At 49.4% G+C, this 20,785-nt stretch carries 21 protein-coding genes; 16 read left to right on the forward strand and 5 right to left on the reverse strand.

Annotated features, from left to right (window positions below; translation table 11 throughout):
* Positions 1-41: 41 nt before the first annotated feature.
* Positions 42-1,448: a lipid II flippase MurJ gene (locus tag EJO50_RS03535; protein ID WP_125971646.1), complete on the forward strand. Its 1,407-nt coding sequence runs from the start codon at positions 42-44 to the stop codon at positions 1,446-1,448.
* A 215-nt stretch (positions 1,449-1,663) separates the two neighbouring features.
* Positions 1,664-2,398: a substrate-binding periplasmic protein gene (locus EJO50_RS03540; protein WP_125971648.1), complete on the forward strand. Its 735-nt coding sequence runs from the start codon at positions 1,664-1,666 to the stop codon at positions 2,396-2,398.
* Positions 2,399-2,593: 195 nt separating this feature from the next.
* On the opposite strand, the gene EJO50_RS03545 is transcribed toward EJO50_RS03540, so the two are convergent.
* Together EJO50_RS03545 and EJO50_RS03550 are read right to left on the reverse strand one after the other, a co-directional pair.
* A complete protein-coding gene (locus EJO50_RS03545; protein ID WP_125971650.1) occupies positions 2,594-3,328 on the reverse strand; it encodes a dienelactone hydrolase family protein in 735 nt (244 codons plus the stop codon).
* 107 nt (positions 3,329-3,435) lie between these two features.
* Entirely contained in the window at positions 3,436-5,094 is a 1,659-nt protein-coding gene (locus tag EJO50_RS03550) for an electron transfer flavoprotein-ubiquinone oxidoreductase (RefSeq protein WP_233702165.1), read from the reverse strand.
* A 250-nt stretch (positions 5,095-5,344) separates the two neighbouring features.
* On the opposite strand from EJO50_RS03550, the gene EJO50_RS03555 reads away from it, so the two are divergent.
* From EJO50_RS03555 to EJO50_RS03565, 3 genes are all read left to right on the forward strand, one after another.
* A complete protein-coding gene (locus tag EJO50_RS03555) occupies positions 5,345-5,827 on the forward strand; it encodes a GNAT family N-acetyltransferase (protein WP_125971651.1) in 483 nt (160 codons plus the stop codon).
* A 67-nt stretch (positions 5,828-5,894) separates the two neighbouring features.
* Positions 5,895-6,263, forward strand: coding sequence for a hypothetical protein (locus EJO50_RS03560; protein ID WP_125971652.1), 369 nt, complete (start codon positions 5,895-5,897; stop codon positions 6,261-6,263).
* A 119-nt stretch (positions 6,264-6,382) separates the two neighbouring features.
* Positions 6,383-6,889 carry a redoxin family protein gene (locus EJO50_RS03565; protein WP_125971654.1) on the forward strand — a complete coding sequence of 169 codons (507 nt, stop codon included), beginning with the start codon at positions 6,383-6,385 and terminating at the stop codon, positions 6,887-6,889.
* A 12-nt stretch (positions 6,890-6,901) separates the two neighbouring features.
* Here the strand turns inward: EJO50_RS03565 and EJO50_RS03570 are convergent, their stop codons facing one another.
* Positions 6,902-7,831, reverse strand: coding sequence for a LysR family transcriptional regulator (locus EJO50_RS03570; protein ID WP_125971656.1), 930 nt, complete (start codon positions 7,829-7,831; stop codon positions 6,902-6,904).
* A gap of 273 nt (positions 7,832-8,104) precedes the next feature.
* Between EJO50_RS03570 and EJO50_RS03575 the strand changes: the two genes are divergently transcribed.
* The 3 genes from EJO50_RS03575 (at position 8,105) to EJO50_RS03585 (ending at position 10,743) form a co-directional block, all read left to right on the forward strand.
* Positions 8,105-8,851, forward strand: coding sequence for an electron transfer flavoprotein subunit beta/FixA family protein (locus EJO50_RS03575; RefSeq protein WP_125971657.1), 747 nt, complete (start codon positions 8,105-8,107; stop codon positions 8,849-8,851).
* 2 nt (positions 8,852-8,853) lie between these two features.
* Positions 8,854-9,795, forward strand: coding sequence for an electron transfer flavoprotein subunit alpha/FixB family protein (locus EJO50_RS03580; RefSeq protein WP_125971659.1), 942 nt, complete (start codon positions 8,854-8,856; stop codon positions 9,793-9,795).
* 171 nt (positions 9,796-9,966) lie between these two features.
* Positions 9,967-10,743, forward strand: coding sequence for a ferredoxin--NADP reductase (locus tag EJO50_RS03585; RefSeq protein WP_125971661.1), 777 nt, complete (start codon positions 9,967-9,969; stop codon positions 10,741-10,743).
* A 104-nt stretch (positions 10,744-10,847) separates the two neighbouring features.
* Here EJO50_RS03585 and nhaR read toward each other — a convergent pair whose 3' ends face one another.
* A complete protein-coding gene (gene nhaR, locus EJO50_RS03590) occupies positions 10,848-11,741 on the reverse strand; it encodes a transcriptional activator NhaR (RefSeq protein ID WP_125971663.1) in 894 nt (297 codons plus the stop codon).
* 383 nt (positions 11,742-12,124) lie between these two features.
* Here nhaR and EJO50_RS03595 point away from each other — a divergent pair, with 383 nt between their 5' ends.
* The 8 genes from EJO50_RS03595 (at position 12,125) to EJO50_RS03630 (ending at position 20,095) form a co-directional block, all read left to right on the forward strand.
* The gene (locus tag EJO50_RS03595; protein WP_125976258.1) at positions 12,125-13,051 is read left to right on the forward strand and encodes a TerC family protein; all 927 of its coding nucleotides are present in this window, start codon (positions 12,125-12,127) and stop codon (positions 13,049-13,051) included.
* Positions 13,052-13,060: 9 nt separating this feature from the next.
* Entirely contained in the window at positions 13,061-14,002 is a 942-nt protein-coding gene (locus tag EJO50_RS03600) for a sodium-dependent bicarbonate transport family permease (protein WP_125971664.1), read from the forward strand.
* The gene (locus tag EJO50_RS03605) at positions 13,999-14,310 is read left to right on the forward strand and encodes a P-II family nitrogen regulator (protein WP_125971666.1); all 312 of its coding nucleotides are present in this window, start codon (positions 13,999-14,001) and stop codon (positions 14,308-14,310) included. The genes EJO50_RS03600 and EJO50_RS03605 overlap by 4 nt, the downstream gene beginning before the upstream one ends.
* Positions 14,307-15,383: an AI-2E family transporter gene (locus EJO50_RS03610; protein ID WP_206434441.1), complete on the forward strand. Its 1,077-nt coding sequence runs from the start codon at positions 14,307-14,309 to the stop codon at positions 15,381-15,383. Before EJO50_RS03605 ends, EJO50_RS03610 begins: the two co-directional genes overlap by 4 nt.
* 85 nt (positions 15,384-15,468) lie before the next feature.
* A complete protein-coding gene (locus EJO50_RS03615) occupies positions 15,469-17,412 on the forward strand; it encodes a helicase-related protein (RefSeq protein ID WP_125971668.1) in 1,944 nt (647 codons plus the stop codon).
* Between the two features lie 330 nt (positions 17,413-17,742).
* A complete protein-coding gene (locus EJO50_RS03620) occupies positions 17,743-18,228 on the forward strand; it encodes a retropepsin-like aspartic protease family protein (protein WP_164521421.1) in 486 nt (161 codons plus the stop codon).
* A 112-nt stretch (positions 18,229-18,340) separates the two neighbouring features.
* Positions 18,341-19,459: an MGDG synthase family glycosyltransferase gene (locus EJO50_RS03625; RefSeq protein ID WP_125971672.1), complete on the forward strand. Its 1,119-nt coding sequence runs from the start codon at positions 18,341-18,343 to the stop codon at positions 19,457-19,459.
* Positions 19,460-19,543: 84 nt separating this feature from the next.
* Positions 19,544-20,095: a dual specificity protein phosphatase family protein gene (locus tag EJO50_RS03630; protein ID WP_125971673.1), complete on the forward strand. Its 552-nt coding sequence runs from the start codon at positions 19,544-19,546 to the stop codon at positions 20,093-20,095.
* 111 nt (positions 20,096-20,206) lie between these two features.
* Here the strand turns inward: EJO50_RS03630 and EJO50_RS03635 are convergent, their stop codons facing one another.
* Positions 20,207-20,785 carry a substrate-binding domain-containing protein gene (locus tag EJO50_RS03635; protein ID WP_206434442.1) on the reverse strand — a complete coding sequence of 193 codons (579 nt, stop codon included), beginning with the start codon at positions 20,783-20,785 and terminating at the stop codon, positions 20,207-20,209.

The raw sequence follows: 20,785 nt of genomic DNA on the forward strand, positions 1-20,785 counted from the left end.
CAGCTAAAAATAGCTGTTTACCCCATAAGCGGGAAGACGCTGTGCTAGGTCATACGTTGTTACTTACACTGGCCACACTGGCTGGGCTGGTTGCGGGCTTTGCCCGGGAATGGCTGCTTGTCGCTGACTGGGGTGCAGGGGCGCGGACAGATGCTTATCTGGTGGCTCTTTTTTTACCTGAAGCACTGCGTACCATGCTGGCAGGGGGATTACTGTCTGCTGCTACGTTGCCACTTTGGCAGGCCCAGCCTGCCCAGAGTCAGTCTGCCTGGCTGGCGGGCCAGATCAGGCATTTTTTATTGCTGGGACTGGGATTGGCGCTGGGCATCATGCTGTTGGCTCCTTACCTGGTGAAAATGATCGGGCTGGGTTTGTCTGCCGCAGACTCCTCGCAGGCCACTCAGGCATTGCGTTATTTAGCATGGGTGATTCCGGGGCTATTTTTGCAAGCAATGCTTACCATTCCTATGCAGGCCGCTCGCCGTTTTGTGTTGCCGGGGCTGGGATCTTTGGCCTTTAACCTGCCGCCAGTGGTTTATCTGTTTTTATCTAAAAAAGCGGCAGACCCAATCGAGTTGGCACAGTGCTTTGTTTTAGGCAGCTTCCTGATGACATTGCTGCTGCTGCCCTCTGTCTGGCGTATGGGATGGCGGCCCTGGCTGGCTGCACAGCGTGGCGAGAATATTGCCGTCTGGCGGCAGCTCTGGCCGCTGCTAAGCAGCAGCGCAGCGAGTCAGGGGCTCACATTATTAGAACGCCTGGCTGCGTCTTTATTGGGAGAAGGCTCGATTACGCTTCTTAATTTGGCGCGCAAATTGGTCAATATTCCGCTTATTGCTTTGATGAGCCTGAATCAGGTTTTGCTTGGAAAGATGAGCGGGGAAGGGGCCAATGCCAGACGACAAATGCTCGACACTGGTTTGCTGCTTTGTACATTGTTAACACTGCCCGCAGCGGTGGGGCTTATTGCTGCTGCACCAGCTCTGGTTGATTTGCTTTTGCCTGGCGGTTTGGTTGGGGGGCCACTTCCGGCTCTGCTGGCTTTGTTTGCGGTATCCATTATTTTTGGCGCGTGGAACGCACTGTTGGCACGTTATTACTATGCGGCAGCGGATACCCGTACACCTTTAATTTGCGAGTTAAGTGGCAGCGCGGTTCAAGCTTTCTGTTTACTTTGTTTGCCTTATTTCTTGGGGATATGGGGGATTGCTGCCGCAGTGATGGGGGGAGTCTTGAGTACCGGATGGATGCTGTGCCGCCGTATCGATCAGAAGCTCCTTGGTGATTTAACACGGTGGGCCATGGGAGCTTTGTTTTTATGCGCGCTGGCGGGCTTTATCTTTATTTGGACATCTCATGGTCATATTGCCCAGCTGAGCGTGGCAGTGGTGATTGCGGTATTGCTGTTTATCTTCGGGGCTTATCGCTTAAAAAAGAAATTAGGCTGAATAGGGTACAAGAACCAGCACAAAACACTATGCTGATATAGTAGATACTTAAAACAGATCAAGGATGCTTTGATTAGGTAGTCATTGTCTAAGTAGGGATTCAATATAAAGACTGGATTCCCACCTGTGCAGAAATGACTAAATTGGGGAAATCAGAGCTTCTCTGATGCTTGGATTAAAGAGAAATAATTGAATGTATCTGGTGCGAGGTTATTGTGAAATTAAGCATACTGCTGGTTTTATTGTTGTCCGGCTTTGTATCAGCGGCCGAGCCACTTATTTATGGGGATGATAGTTATTTCCCCGTTATGTACAAAGATAAGAATGGCCAATCTGCTGGTGTTTTATATAAGCTGTTACAGCATCACTCCAAATTAACGGGGTCCAAGTTAGCCCTTGAGCATACGTCCTGGAGAAGAGCTTACGAATTTGCTTTACAAGGCCACGGTGGCGTGATCGGATTATCTAAAACATCAGCAAGATTAAGTCAGTTTGATTATTCGGATGCAATATTTGATGACAATATCAATATTGTTGTTAAGAAAGGAAAAGAGTTTCCCTATGCCCGGATTGAAGATTTAAAAGGTAAATCAGTCGGCGTGCATTTAGGTGCAAGTTATGGGGAGGTTTTTGATAAGGCCGTGGCTGCTAAATTATTTAGTATCGATACCAGTTCAATACCTGCTGTAAGATTTAAAAAACTGCTTTATGGCCGGGTTGATTGTGTCTTGGTTGGAAGTGGAAAAATTGGCTTTGATAGTATTGTTGATGCAGATCCGGGCTTAAAATCAAACAAAGCACAATTTGTAATTTTAAAACAACCTGTGGTTAGAGATACGATGTATCTTGGATTTGCAAAAAGTATGAGTATGGGCAAGTATTTGCAGTCATTTAATCAATCAATTGCAGATGCCAAGTTGAAAAAAGTTATTCCTGAAACAAATAATTAAATTATAAAGATAATGGTTTAATTCGGGGAGAGGTGAAAAAAGGCAGGGATAAATCTGCCTTTTTTGATTCTAGAAAGAGAGTCTGGCCTGACACCGGGCATTCATGGTTTTTGAATCACAGAGAGCGTCGAATTTTACAGGCCGGACGTGATGGGTTTTCTCTGCGTATTTGCATTAGGGCTATGTTTTGGGTGTTTACAGGCAGCGGCCAAATAAATCCAGTGCTAATTGATAGCCCCGCATCGCTAATTGCGCATCATAGCGTAAGCCTTCATCGCGCATAAAAGCGTGCTGGCCATTCACTTCATGCCAGCTGAAATTTAGCCCGGCTTCGCTCATTTTTTGATAGACCAAAGTGCGCCCTGAGGCAGGGATATGTGGGTCTTGCTTACCCCAGAACATCATCAGCTCGCCGGAAATATCGGCTAATCTGTCCATGCTGTGCTGGCCTGGCAGATTGGGGATGGCGTTGGAATGCAGGTCGGTAGCGTAAAAGCAGGCGGTGGCTTTAACCTGAGGCTGCAAGGCCGCGCGAAAAGCCAGGTGGCCGCCGATGCAAAAGCCCATTGCGCCAATTTGCCCGTTGCACCATGGCTGATTGGCCAGCCATGCGATCACGGCCTGGTTATCGCTGTCATAGCCTTCTGCCGGTTTATTGGCTTTATCGTTATTGCCCTTATCGCTGCCCGCCTGATCGTAAGCCAGCACTGTGCCGATTGGGTTCAGCTCATGGAAAATCTCTGGCACGACAACCGCATAGCCATGCCCGGCCATCAGCCGTGCTGAGCGCTCAATCGGGCCGGTCTGCTGAAAAATTTCTGAATAAAGCAAAATCGTCGGATAGGCTTTATCGCCTTCTGGGCGATGCACGTAAGTACGCATAATGCCGGTTGGCGTAGGCAGATCAACAATATGTTTTTGAATAATCATGGTTTTTCCTATTTGCAGCCTCTACTATTTTCTATGGCTTGGTTTTTATCTTCGGGCTCTGTGTTCTTCCCGTTCTCTGTGTCTATAGACTTGCGTTTTCATAAGTATCACATATTCGGATAATTGGGCCCGCCGCCGCCTTCTGGCGTTGTCCATGTGATATTTTGCGTTGGATCTTTAATATCGCAGGTTTTGCAGTGAATACAGTTTTGCGCGTTGATGTGCGGGCGAGGGCCTGTGTCCGTTTGGATTACTTCATATACACCCGCTGGGCAATAGCGACTTTCAGGTGAATTATATAGAGCAATGTTAACTTTGATTGCAAGCTCAATATCGGCCAGGTGCAAATGACAAGGCTGGTTTTCTTCATGGTTTACATTGGATATATAAACTGACGACAGCTTATCAAAGCTGATCTTGCCATCCGGCTTAGGATAGTTAATCGGTGAGCACTCATTTGCAGGCTTCAGGCAGGCGTGATCCGGTTTTTTATGGCTGAAAGTCCATGGCAGGCGTACACCAAAGCTGGCCAGCCACATCTCGAAACCACCGTACATTGAACCAAAAACATTGCCGAATTTTGACAGTGCCGGTTTGATATTTCTGACCTTGTCTAAATCCTGCCAAACCCAGGAGGCTTTAATTGCTGCCGGATAGGCAACTAACTCATCGCTGCTGCGGCCAGCGGCCAGCGCATTGACCACGGCGTCAGCCGCCAGCATGCCGCTCTTCATGGCATTGTGCGTGCCTTTGATGCGCGGCACATTTAAAAAGCCTGCCGCACAGCCGATCAGCGCACCACCGGGGAATGTCAGCTCAGGAATCGATTGCAAGCCGCCTTCAGAAATCGCCCTTGCGCCGTAGCTTAGGCGTTTGCCGCCTTCAAACAGGCCGCGAATGCTTGGGTGGGTTTTAAAACGCTGGAATTCATCAAAGGGGCTGAGATGCGGGTTGCTGTAGTTCAGATGCACTACAAAGCCAACGGCTACCTGGTTGTCTTCCAGGTGATAAATAAACGAGCCACCACCGGTACTGTTATCCAGCGGCCAGCCCTGCGAATGGCTGACAAGGCCGGGCTGATGCTGGCCGGGTGCAACTTGCCACAGCTCTTTAAAGCCGATGCCGTATTTTTGCGTGTCGGCCTGATCGCGTAAATTAAACTGCGCTTCCAGCATTTTGGTTAGCGAGCCGCGCACACCTTCGCCAATCAGCGTGTATTTAGCGTGCAGCGCCATGCCGGGGGCGAAATCGGCTTTTTGCTTGCCGTTTTTATCCAGGCCCATATCGCCGGTAACCACCCCTTTTACTGCACTATTTTCGTGATAAAGCACATCGGCGGCGGTAAAGCCGGGGTAGATTTCTACCCCAAGACCTTCAGCTTGTTCCGCCAGCCAGCGGCATACATTGCCAAGGCTAACGATATACGCGCCGTGGTTATTCATCAGCGGCGGCAGTAGCGGGTTGGGAATGCGGAAAGCCTGATCTTCATCCAGCAACATAAAGTGATCGGTTGTGACCGGCGTTTTAAGCGGTGCACCCAGTGCTTTCCAATCCGGGATCAGCTCATCCAGTGCAATCGGATCAATCACCGCGCCGCTGAGGATATGCGCGCCAACTTCTGCGCCTTTTTCCAAAATACAGACGCTGATTTCCTGGTTTGCAAGGGCTGCCAATTGCTTAATGCGAATCGCCGCAGATAAGCCCGCGGGACCTGCGCCCACAATCAAAACATCGTATTCCATCACATCGCGGGCGATTGCTTGCATGGGTGTTCCTTGTTGCATTGTATTTAATGTATGGCAGGGTGTTTTCCCTGCAACAGGGCGCGCATTATCGCATAAGGTGAAGCCTTATTGAGTGGCAGCGCTTTGCTTAGTATCAAACTAAGTGGCAAACTCGGGTACTTGGCAAAAATTCCACAGTATTGTTATGCCCCTGGCTGTCTTGCAGATACTTCTAGCATGGCTTGCCGGGGCATTTTTGCTCAATATAACTCTCTCCCATAAAGAAGATTGTATGCTGGAAATCATTCAGGCTGATTTATCCCACCCGCAGCATGCCGAAGCAGTGGTGTACCTATTAAACCAGTACGCGCTGGACCCTATGGGCGGCCATCAGGCTTTATCATCTTTTGCACAGTCCCATTTAATTGCTGAACTAAAAAAACGCAGCACCGTGCATATTGTATTGGCGTTTAGCGACGGTGCACCGGCGGGGCTGGCAATTTGTATGGAAGGCTTTTCAACCTTTGCCTGCATGCCGCTGCTTAATATTCATGATTTTACGGTGCATCCTGATTTTCGCGGGCAGGGGATTTCCAGGCTGATGATGGCCAAGGTGATTGAAATCGCGCGGCATTTAAGCTGTTGCAAAGTCACTTTAGAAGTATTGGAAGGCAATACTCCTGCTTATTCACTTTATAAAGCCGTTGGTTTTACAAACTTTGAGCTGGACCCAAAGCTAGGTCACGCCTTTATGATGCAGCTAAAGTTAGTGTAATCGTTTACGTAACAAACACAGGGCGCGTACCATGTTTGCCCTTAAGCCTTACAGGCAGGATAACAAGATGAATGCTGGATTAACAGACGACGAATTTGAAGCGCTTAAAGAAGTTAGCCGTGGCTTAAAAAGCAAAAGACTGAGCCCGCTGGTATTGAAACACGCCAAGCTGCTTTCAGGCCTTAAATACGTAGATTACGGCCGTAATGGCATTATGAGAATTACCGAAAGAGGCACGCAAACGCTATTTATGAAGCATTGCATTGATGGTTTGCGCAGAGTTGCTAGCGACCCGATTGCGCTGCTGGATGCCAATGTTAAAGAATTTCTGCTCAAAAAATCGCATATCAGCTCGATTGAAGGTGCGGTAGGCTATGAAATGACAGCTAAGGGCGCAGAGTCTTTGGCAGATATCGACGCTCAGCAAAGAAAATAGGTTTTTATTTTGTCTTATAAAAAAGGTGCAAGCATTCGCCCTGCTAAAAATTAACTAAGCAATGTCAGATAGATAAATAGTGCACGACTAAGTCTAAGCATCTTTTTAGGAGCTGGGTTATGCGCTATTTATGGATTTTATTGTTTTGCTCTTACTGCTATGCAGAGCCGGACCTGCCGGAATTTACTCAGCGCAGCCCTGCAGCATGGATTAACAGTCCGCCGCTCAAAGTGGCTGATTTCAAAGGCTCGGTATTGCTGCTGGATGTTTGGACCTTTGAATGTTGGAATTGCTACCGCTCCTTTCCCTGGCTCAATGATTTATCTGCGCGTTTTGCTGGCAAGGGGCTCAAAGTAGTGGGCATTCATTCCCCTGAGTTTGATCGGGAGAGGGCGCCTGCTGCTGTGGCGGCTAAGGCGGCTGAGTTTGGTTTTAAGCATCCTGTCATGATCGACAATGATTTTGCTTACTGGAAAGCCCTGAATAATCAATATTGGCCAAGCTTTTATCTGGTTGATAAACGCGGTGTGATTCGTCGGCGTTTTGTAGGGGAAACGCATCGGGGGGACGCGCAGGCACAAAAAATTGAAGCCGCGCTTAACGCTTTACTACTAGAGCGGCCATGATGGTGGGGCGATTCAGATGATGGGCTGGCGCAGCACAATCTGATCACTGCTTGTTACCCCGGCTGCGACTTCTTTGCAGCGTTCAATAAAGAGCGCCATGCCTGGCGTAAGATATTTTTGTTTATGCCAGATAAAGTGAAATTGTCGTTTAAAATCCAGTCCCGCCACAGGGATTTCGACCAGACTGCCGCGCCGGAAGGCTTCTTTTAACGCTAATCGTGAAATACAGGCGATACCCATGCCCGATTCCACCGCGCGTTTAATGGCTTCGGTATGCTCCAGCGCCAGGCGGATATTAAGCTGAGATAAAACATGGCGCATGCCATGCTCAAAGGTCTGCCTTGTGCCCGAGCCCGTTTCGCGGGCAATCCACGGTGTGGAGACCAGATCATCCAGTGTGACTACCGTTTTATGGCTGAGCGGATGATCTGGTGCGGCAAAAATTACCAGTTCGTCCGCAACCCAGGATTGCGCAATTAAATCAGGGTGCGAGCAGTCCCCTTCGATCAAGCCGAAATCCAGTTCGAATTCTGCGACTTTTTTAACAATATTGGCTGTGTTGTGTACGTCCAGATCGATGTGGCTACCAGAGTGATTTTGCATAAATTCGCCAATAAGCAGGGTGGCGAGGTAATTGCCTATGGTCAGCGTTGCCCCGATGCGCATCGGCCCAAAGCCTGTTTTTCCCTCGAACAGGGCTTCTATTTCATGGGCACGATCGAGCAGCTCGATCGCGCGCGGCAAAATAATATGCCCCAGCTCGTTAAGCTGTAGTTTTTTACCCACCCGATCAAACAGTTTAATTTGAAATTGCCGCTCAAATTCGGTGAGCGAGGTGCTGGTGGCCGATTGGCTCATGCCCAGATGCTCCGCTGCACGAGACACATTCTCTGCACGGGCCACGGCGGTAAATACTTCGAGCTGTCTGAGGGTGTAGTTCATGGGTATCTGAATGTGCGGCGTTAAGTTCTGAAACAGGTCTGTAGACACAGATTGAAAAGCAAATGCTGGGTTTAAAAGCGTTATGTCCCAAGCTTGGCTGCGTTAAAAGTGTTTTTTTGCTTCTTTCCCCGCTGTTCTTTGTGCCCCGATATTTTGTTTATAATACCAGCCTTTGAAGTGCACATATCTGGAAAATGGAATATCTTTATCAAAGATTGGTATTTACCAGATATTCTACCTTGCCCTACAATGTGCGGCAAACAGGAGGGATTTATGAAAGTTCTCGTCGCGGTTAAGCGTGTAGTGGATTACAACATCAGGCCACGGATTAAGGCTGATGGCTCGGATGTGGATATTGCTGGCGTTAAAATGAGCATCAATCCCTTCGACGAAATTGCTATTGAAGAAGCATTGCGCCTGAAAGAGCGCGGTGTGGTTACAGAAATTGTGGCCGTGACCATAGGCACTGCAGCTTGCCAGGATGTATTACGCCATGCTTTGGCGATGGGTGCAGATCGGGTGATTTTGCTTGAGAGCGATCTTGAGCTGCAGCCGCTGGGCGTGGCCAAATTATTAAAAGCAATTGTTGATAAAGAGCAGCCTGGTCTCATTATTTTGGGTAAGCAGGCGATTGATGATGATGCAGGCCAGACAGGTCAGATGCTGGCAGCACTGATGCATGCAGGCCAGGGCGCGTTTGCTTCCAGCATTACCGTAGCCGATGGCGAAGCCGTGGTGGTGCGTGAAGTGGATGGCGGCACAGAAACCGTGGCGCTTAAATTGCCAGCGGTGATTACTGCGGATTTACGCCTGAATGAGCCGCGCTTTGTGAAGCTGCCTAATTTGATGATGGCAAAGAAAAAACCAATTGAAACCATTGCTGCCAGCGATCTGGGCGTTAATGCTGAGCCGCGCTTAAAACTGCTGAAAGCTGCCGAGCCAGCGGAGCGTAAAGCCGGTATTAAAGTTGCAAATGTGGCTGAATTAGTCAGCAAGTTGCGTGAAGCAGGGGCGATCTAAAAATGACAGTATTGATTCTGGCCGAACACGACGGCAAGCAAATTAAAAAAGCCACCCGCCAGGCCGTAACGGCTGCGGCTGCATGGAATGCCCCAATTCATTTGGTGGTGCTGGGCCATGAGCTGCAAGCAGTAACGGCCGAAGCCGCTGCTATTGCGGGTGTCAGCGAAGTGATTTGTGTGGATGCGCCAGCTCTGGCGCACGCGCTGGCCGAAGATGTGGCTGCGCTGCTGCTTGATCTCGCACCAAAGTATCAGGTGATTTTAGCGCCGTATTCAGCCGCCGCAAAAAATGCCCTGCCACGCGTGGCCGCGCTGCTTGATGTAGCCATGATTTCTGATGTGATTAGCATCAGTGCGCCTGCAACATATATCCGCCCGACTTACGCCGGTAGTGTGCTCACTACGGTAGAAAGCAGCGATGCGGTGCAAGTGTTAACGGTGCGTGCAAGTAGCTTTGATGCAGCGGCTAATGGCCCCGCCGCAAATATTGTGGATCACGCTGCACTTGCTGCTCTTTCTTCACAGAATCAAGCACGTTTCGTATCTGCAACTCACACCATCAGCGATCGCCCTGAGCTGGCTTCTGCCCGGGTGGTTGTAACAGGGGGGCGTCCGCTGGAAACACGGTTTGATGCTATCTTAAATCCGCTGGCTGCAAAGCTGGGCGCTGCCATTGGTGCAACGCGCGCTGCAGTGGATGCGGGCTTCGCACCGAATGATTTACAAGTTGGCCAGACTGGCACCGTTGTGGCACCTGAGCTCTATATCGCCGCAGGTGTGTCGGGTGCAGCCCAGCATTTAGCCGGTATGAAAGACAGTAAAGTGATTGTGGCGATTAACTTAGACCCTGATGCAGCAATTTTCCAAGTGGCTGATTTTGGCTTAGTGGCCGATCTGTTTGAAGCTGTGCCCGAGCTGACTGCAGCGCTGGTTGCTGAGTAATTATTAATTGTTAAAACCCAAACCTTGAACCATGGAGCTAAGGAGAGCACGGAGAAAAACAATGTATTAATAAGGGTTTCTTCGTAAAACTCCGTGTTCTCTGTGTCCTCTGTGTTTTTAGATTGGGGTTTTCAGCTCTTACTGAACTTATTTAAGATTAAAGAGAAAAATATGAGCGCTTTTGCTACCGAGCATGTGTTATCGGTTCGCCACTGGAATGATACGTTGTTCAGCTTTACGACTACCCGTGATGATTCGCTGCGTTTTGAAAATGGCCAGTTTGTGATGATTGGTCTGGAAGTTAACGGTAAGCCGCTGATGCGCGCTTACTCGATTGCCAGCCCGAATTACTCTGAAACTCTGGAGTTTTTTAGTATTAAAGTACAAGACGGCCCGCTGACGTCCCGTCTGCAGCACTTGAAAGAAGGCGATCCATTGTTGGTAAGCCGTAAGCCGACAGGCACTTTGGTATTGAGCGATTTAAAGCCAGCCAAAAACCTTTATTACCTTTCAACAGGTACCGGTCTTGCGCCATTTATGAGCCTGATTCAGGATCCTGAAGCTTACGAGCAATACGAAAAAATTATTCTGGTGCATGGCGTGCGTACTGTGAGCGAGCTGGCTTATACCGACTTTATTCAAAAAGAGCTGCCACACAACGAGTTCTTTGGTGAAGAAGTGCAAAAAAAGCTGATTTACTATCCAACAGTCACGCGCGAGCCTTTCCGTAATCAGGGCCGTTTAACGGATTTGTTTGAGTCGGGTAAATTGGAAAGCGATATCGGCTTGCCGCCACTGAATCCGGAAACAGACCGTGCCATGCTTTGCGGCAGCCCGGCTATGCTGAAAGACACTTGCGCGATGCTTGATGCGCGTGGTTTTCAGGTGTCAAAACGCATTGGCCAGCCTGGCGATTACGTAATCGAGCGCGCTTTCGTAGAAAAGTAAGCAAAGCTTCGATTAAATTATTGATCTTTGGATGAGCGGGGTTTGGTATAAAGACCGGGTTTATGTCTGCGGGGGTGCACGGGCATCTTGTCGGTTGTCTTTGCCTATTGTTTTCCAAATACCGATTGCTTGGCCGCGTTGCTGACTGCGAGTACCGCCGGATGGGTAAGGCGTCTTTCCACTGAAATGGCGTAGTAGTTTGCCACCACAGATGTGGCGTGGCCGATCAGTTCGGCACCTTGCTGTTTCTGGATTTCCCGTTCCATGATGGCCGGAGCGGGAAATACACCTGCTCCGGCTTTTCCAAATGCTTTCATCAGTGCGCTGTCATCAAATTGCCCGATAATTCGCGGTTGAATATCTTGCTCCTGAAACCAGCGTAGTAGCGCTGTTTGCATGGCCACTTTGTCTCCAAGCAGTAAAAAGGGCGCGCCGTTGAGTGAGCGGGGAAACCCTTCCCGATAGCGTGCAGCCAGCTCAGGGATTGCATAAAAAGCGATATCGCAATGCCCCAGAGAGTGGTTGTAGCCTTTGACGCCCAGCTCGGAAGGCAGGGGCTGGTCTGCGATGACCAAATCCAGCTTATGAATTGCCAGCTCGGCAAATAAGCGTTCCAGCTTATTTTCATAGCAAATCAGCTTCACAGGCTCAGGCAGGCTGATGGCAGGGGCGAGCAGTTGATAGGCGATTGACTTTGGCACGGCATCGGCCACCCCTACCCGAAATGATTGCTCGGTGCTGCCCCTTTTTAGTATTTGTTCCAGCTCGTTACCAATTTGAAAAATTTCCCGCGCATGCTCATTGGCCATCTTTCCGGCAGAGGTGAGCTCCAGGCGGCGGCCGGTACGGCGAAATAAATCGGCCCCCAGGGATCGTTCCAGTTCTGCAAGCTGTCCGCTGATGGTTTGCGGTGTGAGATGCAATTGTTCGGCTGCACGGGTAATGCTGCCTGCTTTGGCGACATTCCAGAAATAATAGAGCTGTTTGTAGTTGAGCACGGTGGGTTTTCCATCAAGTTTTAACGATCAATTCATCAAGAATAATCTGTTTTTCTTTGTGTAAAAGCAAGGATAAAATGGCTGTGCTATTTTTTTGAATATTGTCTGCTGGCCGCAACTTGCCCTGCAAGGCCCAGGTCAAAGCACACCGGCGGGGAAAATGATCAGCAAGCTTACCGATAGCCGGTGCTTTATCGGGGGCGGAGGCCGTGTGTATTGAATATGTTTTTTTAGCTGGGCAGGTGAGCGGATAGGTCTGGCTAAACGCATGAATTAGGTTAGCCAGTTGCTTTTGTTGTTTTAAGGGCCTGTTCAGGGTTTTTTATGTTTTTTTAATCAGGAGTTACACTGTGGAAGCAGCCATTTCAATTGGTGAACCATGGATGTGGGGCGTGTTTATTGTTTTCGTCCTCGCCATGCTGGCCCTCGATTTATTCGTCTTTGGCGGCAGCAAGGTGCATAAAGTCAGTGTTAAAGAAGCTGCAAGCTGGTCTTTGGTCTGGATTAGCCTGGCCATGCTTTTTAATGCAGGTTTATGGTGGTATCTGAATGGCACGGTAGGTGCGGAAGTTGCTGACCGTAAGGCTCTGGAATTTCTGACCGGTTATCTGATCGAAAAATCCTTGTCGGTCGATAACGTCTTTGTCTTTCTGCTGATTTTTACTGCATTCAATGTGCCTGCAGAGTATCAGCGCCGGGTATTGGTCTACGGCGTATTAGGTGCGCTGGTGATGCGCGCGGTGATGATTCTGGCTGGTGCGTGGGTTGTGCAGGAGTTTAGCTGGGTGCTATATCTGTTTGGCGCGTTCTTAGTGATAACGGGTGTTCGTATGCTGTTTGTGGCAGAAGAAGAACCGGATATGACCCAGAACCCGGTGCTTAGAATCGCCCGTAAATACCTTCGTGTGACAGATGATCATCATGGTGAAAAGTTTGTCGTGAAGAAAGACGGTATCCGTTACTTTACCCCACTGTTTTTAGTGCTGGTCTTGGTGGAAATTTCAGATGTGGTGTTTGCGGTTGACTCTATTCCGGCTATTTTTGCCATTACAACCGATCCGTTTATTGTCTTTACCTCTAATATTTTTGCCATTTTGGGCCTGCGTGCTTTGTATTTCCTGCTGGCGGATATGGCAGATCGCTTTCACTTGTTACAGTATGGCCTGGCGCTGGTGCTGACCTTTATCGGTACCAAAATGCTGATCATGCCTTGGTTTCATATGCCGATCGCGATCTCTTTAACTGTGGTGACGGTGCTGATTGCAGGTAGTGTGGTGGCGAGTCTTTATGTGTCGCGCAAGCCTGATTGAGGCAGCTAGATGATTGATGTCGTTGTCCTGTTTTTTCTGTTTGGCCTGGCGGCGGGCTTGTTGCGTTCAGAGTTAAAACTGCCCGTCGCCTTGTACGAATCCCTTTCTGTTTTTCTGCTTGTTGCCATCGGTTTGAAAGGGGGGCAAGGTCTTGCATCCCAAGCCCTTGTACCCTTATTGCCACAGCTTTTGGCTGTGGTGGTGCTGGGGCTTGTACTCACCTTAATTGCATTTCTCATCTTGCAGTATATCGGGCGTTTTTCACGTGCTGATGCCTCATCAATGGCGGCTCATTACGGCTCGGTCAGCGTGGCGACTTTTGCCGTCGGGGTGAACTGGCTGATGACGCGGGATATCCCCTTTGAATCGCAAATGACCATCTTTTTGGCGGTGATGGAAGTCCCTGCCATCTTGGTGGGCATCGTGCTGATGCGTGGCGTAAGTAGGCAAACACGCTGGGGCGCGCTGGCGCATGAAGCTTTGCTGGGTAAAGGCGTGACTTTATTGCTGGGCGGCATGTTTATTGGCTGGGCCGCAGGCCCTGATGGCTTGGCTCCGATTAAACCTTTGTTTTTTGATTTATTTAAAGGGGTACTGGCGCTGTTTTTGTTGGAAATGGGGTTGATTGTGAGCCATCAGATGGATGAGCTCAAAAAACGCGGCCTGTTTATTTTGTCCTTTGCCATATTGATGCCGCTTTTGGGCGCTGTGCTGGGAATTGGATGCGGCATCTTGCTTGGCTTATCGCTGGGTGGTGTTACCTTGCTGGCTACGCTGGCTGCAAGTGCCTCATATATTGCTGTGCCTGCCACGATGCGGCTGGCCATTCCTGAGGCGAATCCGGTGATTTCTCTGGCGGCCGTACTGGGCGTTACTTTTCCTTTCAATATCCTGATCGGTATTCCCCTCTATCACCGATGGGCCAGTTATTTTATCGGAGTTGCCGGATGAGTTTGAATACCCAGATACGCACGCTGCTGACGGTAATTACAGAGGCCGCCATAGAGCAGGTGTTAGTGCGCGATTTAGACCGGCTAGGTGTGCGTGGCTATACCATTTCGGATGCGCGTGGCCGGGGCAGCCATGGTGTGCGTGAGGGCGCATGGACCAAATCTGCCAATATTCGCATTGAAATAGTTTTTCCGCGGGCCATGGCCGAATCGACGCTGCTGCACCTGCAGGCCACCTATTTTGCTAATTACGCCATGGTGGCGTTTTTGCAGGATGTTGAAGTCTTACGTTCGGACAAGTTTGAATGATGCGTGAACTTACCGCCAACCCTTTGGCAAAGAGGCTGCTGCTGGGGATGTTTCTGGGATTATTGGGCCTGGCGGTGTCTGTGGTGCTCACTCCCTTTGTTATTCCCATGTTGTGGGCCGGGATTCTTGCTTTTTCAACCTGGCCTTTGTACCTGTTTTTATTAAAGAAAACAGGTGAAAGAGCAACCGCTTCCGCATTAATGCTGACTTTGCTGATGTCGGCGCTGGTGGTGTTCCCGGTGATCTGGTTGTTGCTTTTGCTAAGGGCTGAAAGCAGCCCGCTGATTGATTTGCTGACTGCAGAGCTCGGTTCCGGACGCGTCAGGCCACCCGCTTTCATTGCTAATTTGCCGATAGTAGGTGCAGAGCTAAGTGCCTCCCTTGGTGCGCTGCTGGCAGAGCCCGCCAGAATCGGCATTGAGCTTAAAACCCAGTTACGCCAGCTGGATGCCTACGCCTTTGCCGCTTTGGGCGGGATTGGTAAAAACATGATTAAGCTAGTTTTTGCGCTATTTACTTTGTTTTTTGTGTATTTACATGGTGCCAGCGTGGCCAGACAGGTTCGCACCATTTGTATTTCCTTGCTGGGTGAGCGTGCAGAGGGTTACCTGCAGACGGTGGCTTTAACCACGCGGGCCGTGGTTTACGGCATTGTACTGACCGCTCTGATTCAGGGGGCTGTGGCGGGTTTGGGGTACTGGGCGGTAGGCTTGTCCGCACCGATTACCCTGGCTGCGGTGACGGTATTGCTGGCCATGGTGCCCTTTGGTACGCCCTTGGTTTGGGGGGCTGCGGGCTTGTGGTTGCTTTTTACCGGGCAAACTGCGGCAGGTATTGGCCTGCTGCTCTGGGGCGTTTTGGTTGTTTCCTGGGTTGATAATATTGTGCGGCCTTTAGTTTTGTCCGAGGTCGTGGATATTCCGTTTATTCTGGCGCTGTTCGGGGTATTGGGAGGTTTGGCCGCATTTGGCCTGGTGGGCTTATTTTTAGGGCCGGTGATTTTAGCTGTGGCGCTCGCTGTGTGGCGGGAATGGGTGGATGACGAAGACTCGACGACGGCCTCGCCACAATAATCTGACTGCCTCGGGCCTGAAGGGCCTGCTGTATACTGCTTCTTAAGGCGTTTAGCCATTTTTGATCTTGAATACAGTAGACCTTATGACCGACTCTCTCAGTGATGCTCCAGAAATTTCCTTAATCCACGATTACTTGCACACCTATCACGCCACGCTGGTAACGACCGATGGTTGCTATGCGGTGTCTGTGCAGGGTGAAATTGTTGTTAATGATTTGCGTATTCCCTATCACTTGGTGCCGGATGAAGGCTTTTTAGGTAAAAGCGGCAAGTGGCGCAAGCTTGATAGTGCTGCGCGTTTTGCCATGCTTAAAGCGCGCTGGAACGACGAAGCACGTGCCAAATTAGAAGCGCAGCTTGTGCAATGCGCCGGGCAAGTGCTGACGATAGCCCGTGATTTTGATCTGGATCCCACCGCCACACTTGCGGCGTTTCAGGCTAAATACGAGCTGGCGCGGTTTCGCTGCCAATTAGCGCTGGATAGGATAGCCGCGCTTAAAGGCGGCAAGGCCGCTACGCGTCAGGCAGATAAAACCCATAACGCCGTGAATTTATCGCTGTATCCTGAATCTTTCACCGTGGCGCAAGCTATGCCACGGCACTTTATTGCCATTCTTGGCCCGACTAATTCGGGTAAAACCCACGCGGCCATGCAGCATTTGATGAAGGCCCAATCGGGTGTGTACCTGGCCCCGCTGCGTTTACTGGCTTTAGAAAATTATCGCCGCTTAACGGATGCGGGTGTGGCGGTGAGCCTGATTACCGGCGAGCAAAGAAAGCTACACCCAGAGGCCACCCATGTGGCCAGCACGGTCGAAATGCTCAACCCCAATCGGGTGGTTGAAGTGGCGGTGATTGATGAAATTCAACTTTTAGAAGACCAGGATCGTGGTGCTGCCTGGACGGCTGCAGTGTGTGGCGTGCCCGCCAGCACCGTGTATTTGCTTGGCGCGCTGGAAGCACAGCCTGCGATTGAATCTTTGGTGAAACGGGTTGGTGGCACATTAGAAGTACGAAAACTACAGCGTATGTCGCCGCTGGAAATGGAAAAAAAACCACTCGGCTCCTTGTCTAATTTGCAGGCAGGCGATGTGCTGATTGCGTTCTCCCGCCGTGAAGTGCTGAACTGGCGTGATCAGGCGGTTGAGCAGGGCTTTAAAGTTTCAGCGATTTACGGCAATTTATCTCCTGAAGTGCGTCAGGCGCAGGCCGAGCGATTTATTGATGGGGAAACTAAAATTGTGGTTGGCACGGATGCCATTGGCATGGGTCTTAATACGCCCGCCAGACGGATTATTTTTACCACCGCCAATAAATGGGATGGCTACGCCGAAGGCACGATTGCCGCCTCGCTGGCTAAGCAGATTGCCGGGCGGGCCGGGCGTTTTGGCGAGCACGAAGCAGGCTTTGTGGCGGGGCTGGATGCTAAAACCCATCAGATAATTGCCGCATTATTAAAGCAAACCTCAGAGCCTTTACCGAGCACCGGCTTTTTTGTGTCGCCCAATCTGGATTATTTGCAGCAGATTTCCGGTGCGACCGGCGAGACTAAATTGCAGCCTTTGCTGGAGCTGTTTGCCAAACATATTAATGTGCATGATGAGTTTTTCTTGCCTGCCAATTTAAGCGAGCAAATTGAAAAAGCCCGCTGGCTGGATACGCTGAATCTGCCGCTGACCGATCGCTTTGTCTTCAGCCTTTGCCCGATCTCTACCAAGTTTGCGATGCTGGAATCCGCCTTTAAAGACTGGACACAGGCCCGTGCCAAACGCCGTGCCGCACCGTTATTGCGCATGGATGGCATGGGTGGGCGCAATGAATTGCAATACTTGGAAGACACTTGCAAGCTGTATTCTGCTTACGCATGGCTGGGGTTCAGAATGCCGGATACCTTCCCGAGTGGTGAAATGGCCGAGTCTTTAATGCAATCCACATCCGAGCAAATTGATAAGCTGTTACAGAAACAAAACACCAGCCGTAAACCTGCCAAAGTAAGTAAGGTGCGGCGTGGTGCCTGGGGTAAGTGATTGGCGTAGTGCACTCATTCCTTTTTTAAGGGGGGAGCGTTGAGCTGCGCTCTCTTTTGATCTTACTTTTTGCTGTGACGTACCCTAAATTAATCACCTGTTTTTTAAATCTCTTGCTGCTGATTTATTGAAAGCTCTTTCGGTAATAAATCGTGATCTGAGCTGGGTTTTAGATGATGGTCTTGATATGGATGAGCTGATCGGGCTGCCAGCTTACATTTGATCAGGCTAAAGCGGCAGGGTGGCTTTAGCCGGGTTTTAGCGCTCATGCTGGTGGATTGTATTGATAAACTTGGGTGTACTATGGCCTTTTGCATCCTGGGTATGAGTATGCGTTCGACGTTTTCAATTGTTGTGGTTTGGTTATTGGTTGCGGCGGGGATTTATGGGGGATTTAATGTTTTTTTAGCGCATCAATATAACCCGAATACGCGTACTTTTTTAGCCGGGCAGGGGCAGGAATTAATTTTGCAGCGTTCCCGTGATGGCCATTTTCGTTTAAACGGCAGTATCAACGGCCAGCCTGTGGTGCTGCTTATTGATACCGGTGCCACCACGGTGACGGTGGGGGCTGCGCTGGCTGAGCGTTTACAGTTAAAAGTTGGCCAGCCTTTTATTTCGCAAACAGCGAATGGTGAAGTTGAAGGCTATCAGTCCCGGCTTGATCAGCTTTTATTTGGTCCTTTTGAATTTAAAGCCCTGACCGTCGGTGTGGTGCCTCAGCTCGGTGATGAGGTTTTATTAGGTATGAATGTAATTAAGCGCTTTGATATAAGTTTAAAAAGCGGGCAAATGATTCTTAAAATGAATCACTGATGCTGATTGCCTGTGTATTTACTATTTGCAATAGTAGGTACTGGTTATTCGCTGCACTATATTATTAGTGCTATGCTCGTTTATTATTTTTTTACAAGTGTATCTAAAGCATATGCAGAAAATATTATTATTGAGTGTTTCTGCAGGCGCCGGGCATGTACGTGCTGCCGAGGCTATTCGTGCGTATGCAAATATAAGTGATGCCCGGCCGGAGGTGGTTCATTTAGATGTAATGCAATATGTAACGGCAGGGTTTAGAAAATTATATACCGATTTTTATATTAAATTGGTGAATAAAGCGCCCGCATTATGGGGGTATCTATATCATTTTACTAATGATGCCCAGGCGGACAGCTCAATTGAAAAGGTCCGTAAAAAACTGGAACGGATGAATGCGCGTGCTTTATTAAAAGAAATTTCGAACTTTAATCCGGATGCTATTATTTGCACACATTTTCTACCTGCGGATATTTTATCCAGGCTTTTAAAAAAGGGGGCTATAGATTGTCCTGTCTGGGTGCAGGTTACTGATTTTGATTTGCACAGAATGTGGGTACATGAGGGCATGGCAGGCTATTTTGCTGCCAATGATGAAGTGGCTTTTCGCATGCGGGCACAGGGTATTGCTGCTGAAAAAATCAGCGTAACAGGCATCCCGATTATGCCGGGGTTTGCTGCTGTTGCCAGCCGTGAGCAGTGCGCGGCAGAGCTTGGTCTCAATGCTAAACGTACGACCATTTTATTAATGGGTGGTGGAGCAGGTTTGGGTAGTCTGGATACCATTGCCGCACGGTTGCTGACGCTGGAGGGGGATTTTCAGCTGATTGTTATGGCAGGTAAAAATGAGGCTGCTTTGGCGGCATTGCAAGCTTTATCTTTACGCTATCCGGGCCGTGTTTTGCCCCAGGGTTTTACCGATAAAGTAGAGCGGCTGATGGTATGCGCTGATCTGGTTGTGACCAAACCCGGTGGCCTGACTACTTCCGAATGCCTGGCGATGGGGCTGCCGATGATTGTTAATTCACCGATTCCGGGGCAGGAAGAGCGCAACGCGGATTTCTTATTAGAGCAAGGCGTGGCGCTAAAAGCGTTTGATGCGGTGACCTTAGAATACCGGATACGGTATTTATTAGATAATCCTGCCAGGCTTGCCGAGATGAGTGCAAAAGCACGTGCTCTTGGGCAGATTACTGCAGGGCGGCAGGTGCTTGATAAGGTACTGGCGCGGTAGGCAGGTATTATTTCAGTATGGCGCAGGCGCAAATCAATGATTTGCCCCTGTTGTTTTACTTTTACCTTTTTATAAGGGTTGTTGATGTTAAATATGATATTCAAATTATTGATTGTGGTGTTTCTGGCTATGCCTGCATATGCTGCAGGGCCGGTGCGTAAAGCGGAATGGGCCGAGCCTATCGAACATTCGGCTAATTTATTCAGGATAACGCCACAGTTTTATCGTAGTGCACAGCTTGATGCTAAAGATTTATCGCTGATCCAGTCATTAGGCGTGAAAACAGTGGTGAGTTTGCGTGCCTTTCATTCGGATCAGAAAATTCTAAAAGACACAGGGCTGAAAGCTGTTCGTGTACCGATGAATACCTGGGATATTGATGATAAAGAAGTCATTGAGGCATTACGGGCTATCAGGCAGGCAGAGGGGCCGGTTTTACTGCATTGCCTGCATGGCGCGGATAGAACAGGTTTGATTTCGGCGATGTACCGTATTCTTTATCAGGGCTGGAGCAAAGAGCAGGCTCTGGATGAATTAATAAATGGTGCTTATGGCTACCATTCAATGTGGACTAATATTCCAAAGTATTTAAATGCTGTAGATATAGAAAAAATACGCTTTGCTGTTGAAAAATAATAGCGTCATTTATATCGAAAGATGAATCGTTTGAATAAAAGTTGTATTTTTATTGCCGTATTTTTTACGTAATAACTGAAATGGCGGGCAGCCTGTCATATTCAGGGGGAGCTAGGCCCAATCTGCTGCCATTGCCCTGACGGTATCAATGACCTGATGTTTACTGATGTCTGCACGCTTGCCGCTGCGCCAGGCCATCATCACCTCCCATTCCCGAAGCGGCCAATCACTTATGGTCAGCTTGATGAGCCGGCCTTCGTGTAAATCCCGTTTTACAGCCACTTCCGGCATAAAAGTTAAAAAGCCATGCTCCATTGCCATTTCACGTGCGGCGCTGGCGGGTTGAATGGCGTGAATTGGTCCGCTTACACTACGCAAGCTGCGTAGCTGATTGATGAGCTGATCACAGCCATCGTCCCAGAATTGTGGTGCCAGTTGTTCATTGGCAATATCGGCCAGTGTCAGCTTCCCGGCTTTGGCCAGTGAGTGACGTTTATGCACTACGGCAATAATGGGTGAGCGCCAGATACGCTCCATTTGAATTTCTGCCACAGAGGGGCATTTGATGATAAAGCCCAGCTGAGCCTTGCCGCTGAGCAGGTTTTCCATAATGGTTTGAGAGTGATCGGTGCTGCAGCGGATTTCCATCGGTGCTTTAGCAAGGGCCACCAGAATGGGGGCAAGTACCAC

The organism is Iodobacter ciconiae, assembly GCF_003952345.1.
GTDB classification, from domain to species: domain Bacteria; phylum Pseudomonadota; class Gammaproteobacteria; order Burkholderiales; family Chitinibacteraceae; genus Iodobacter; species Iodobacter ciconiae.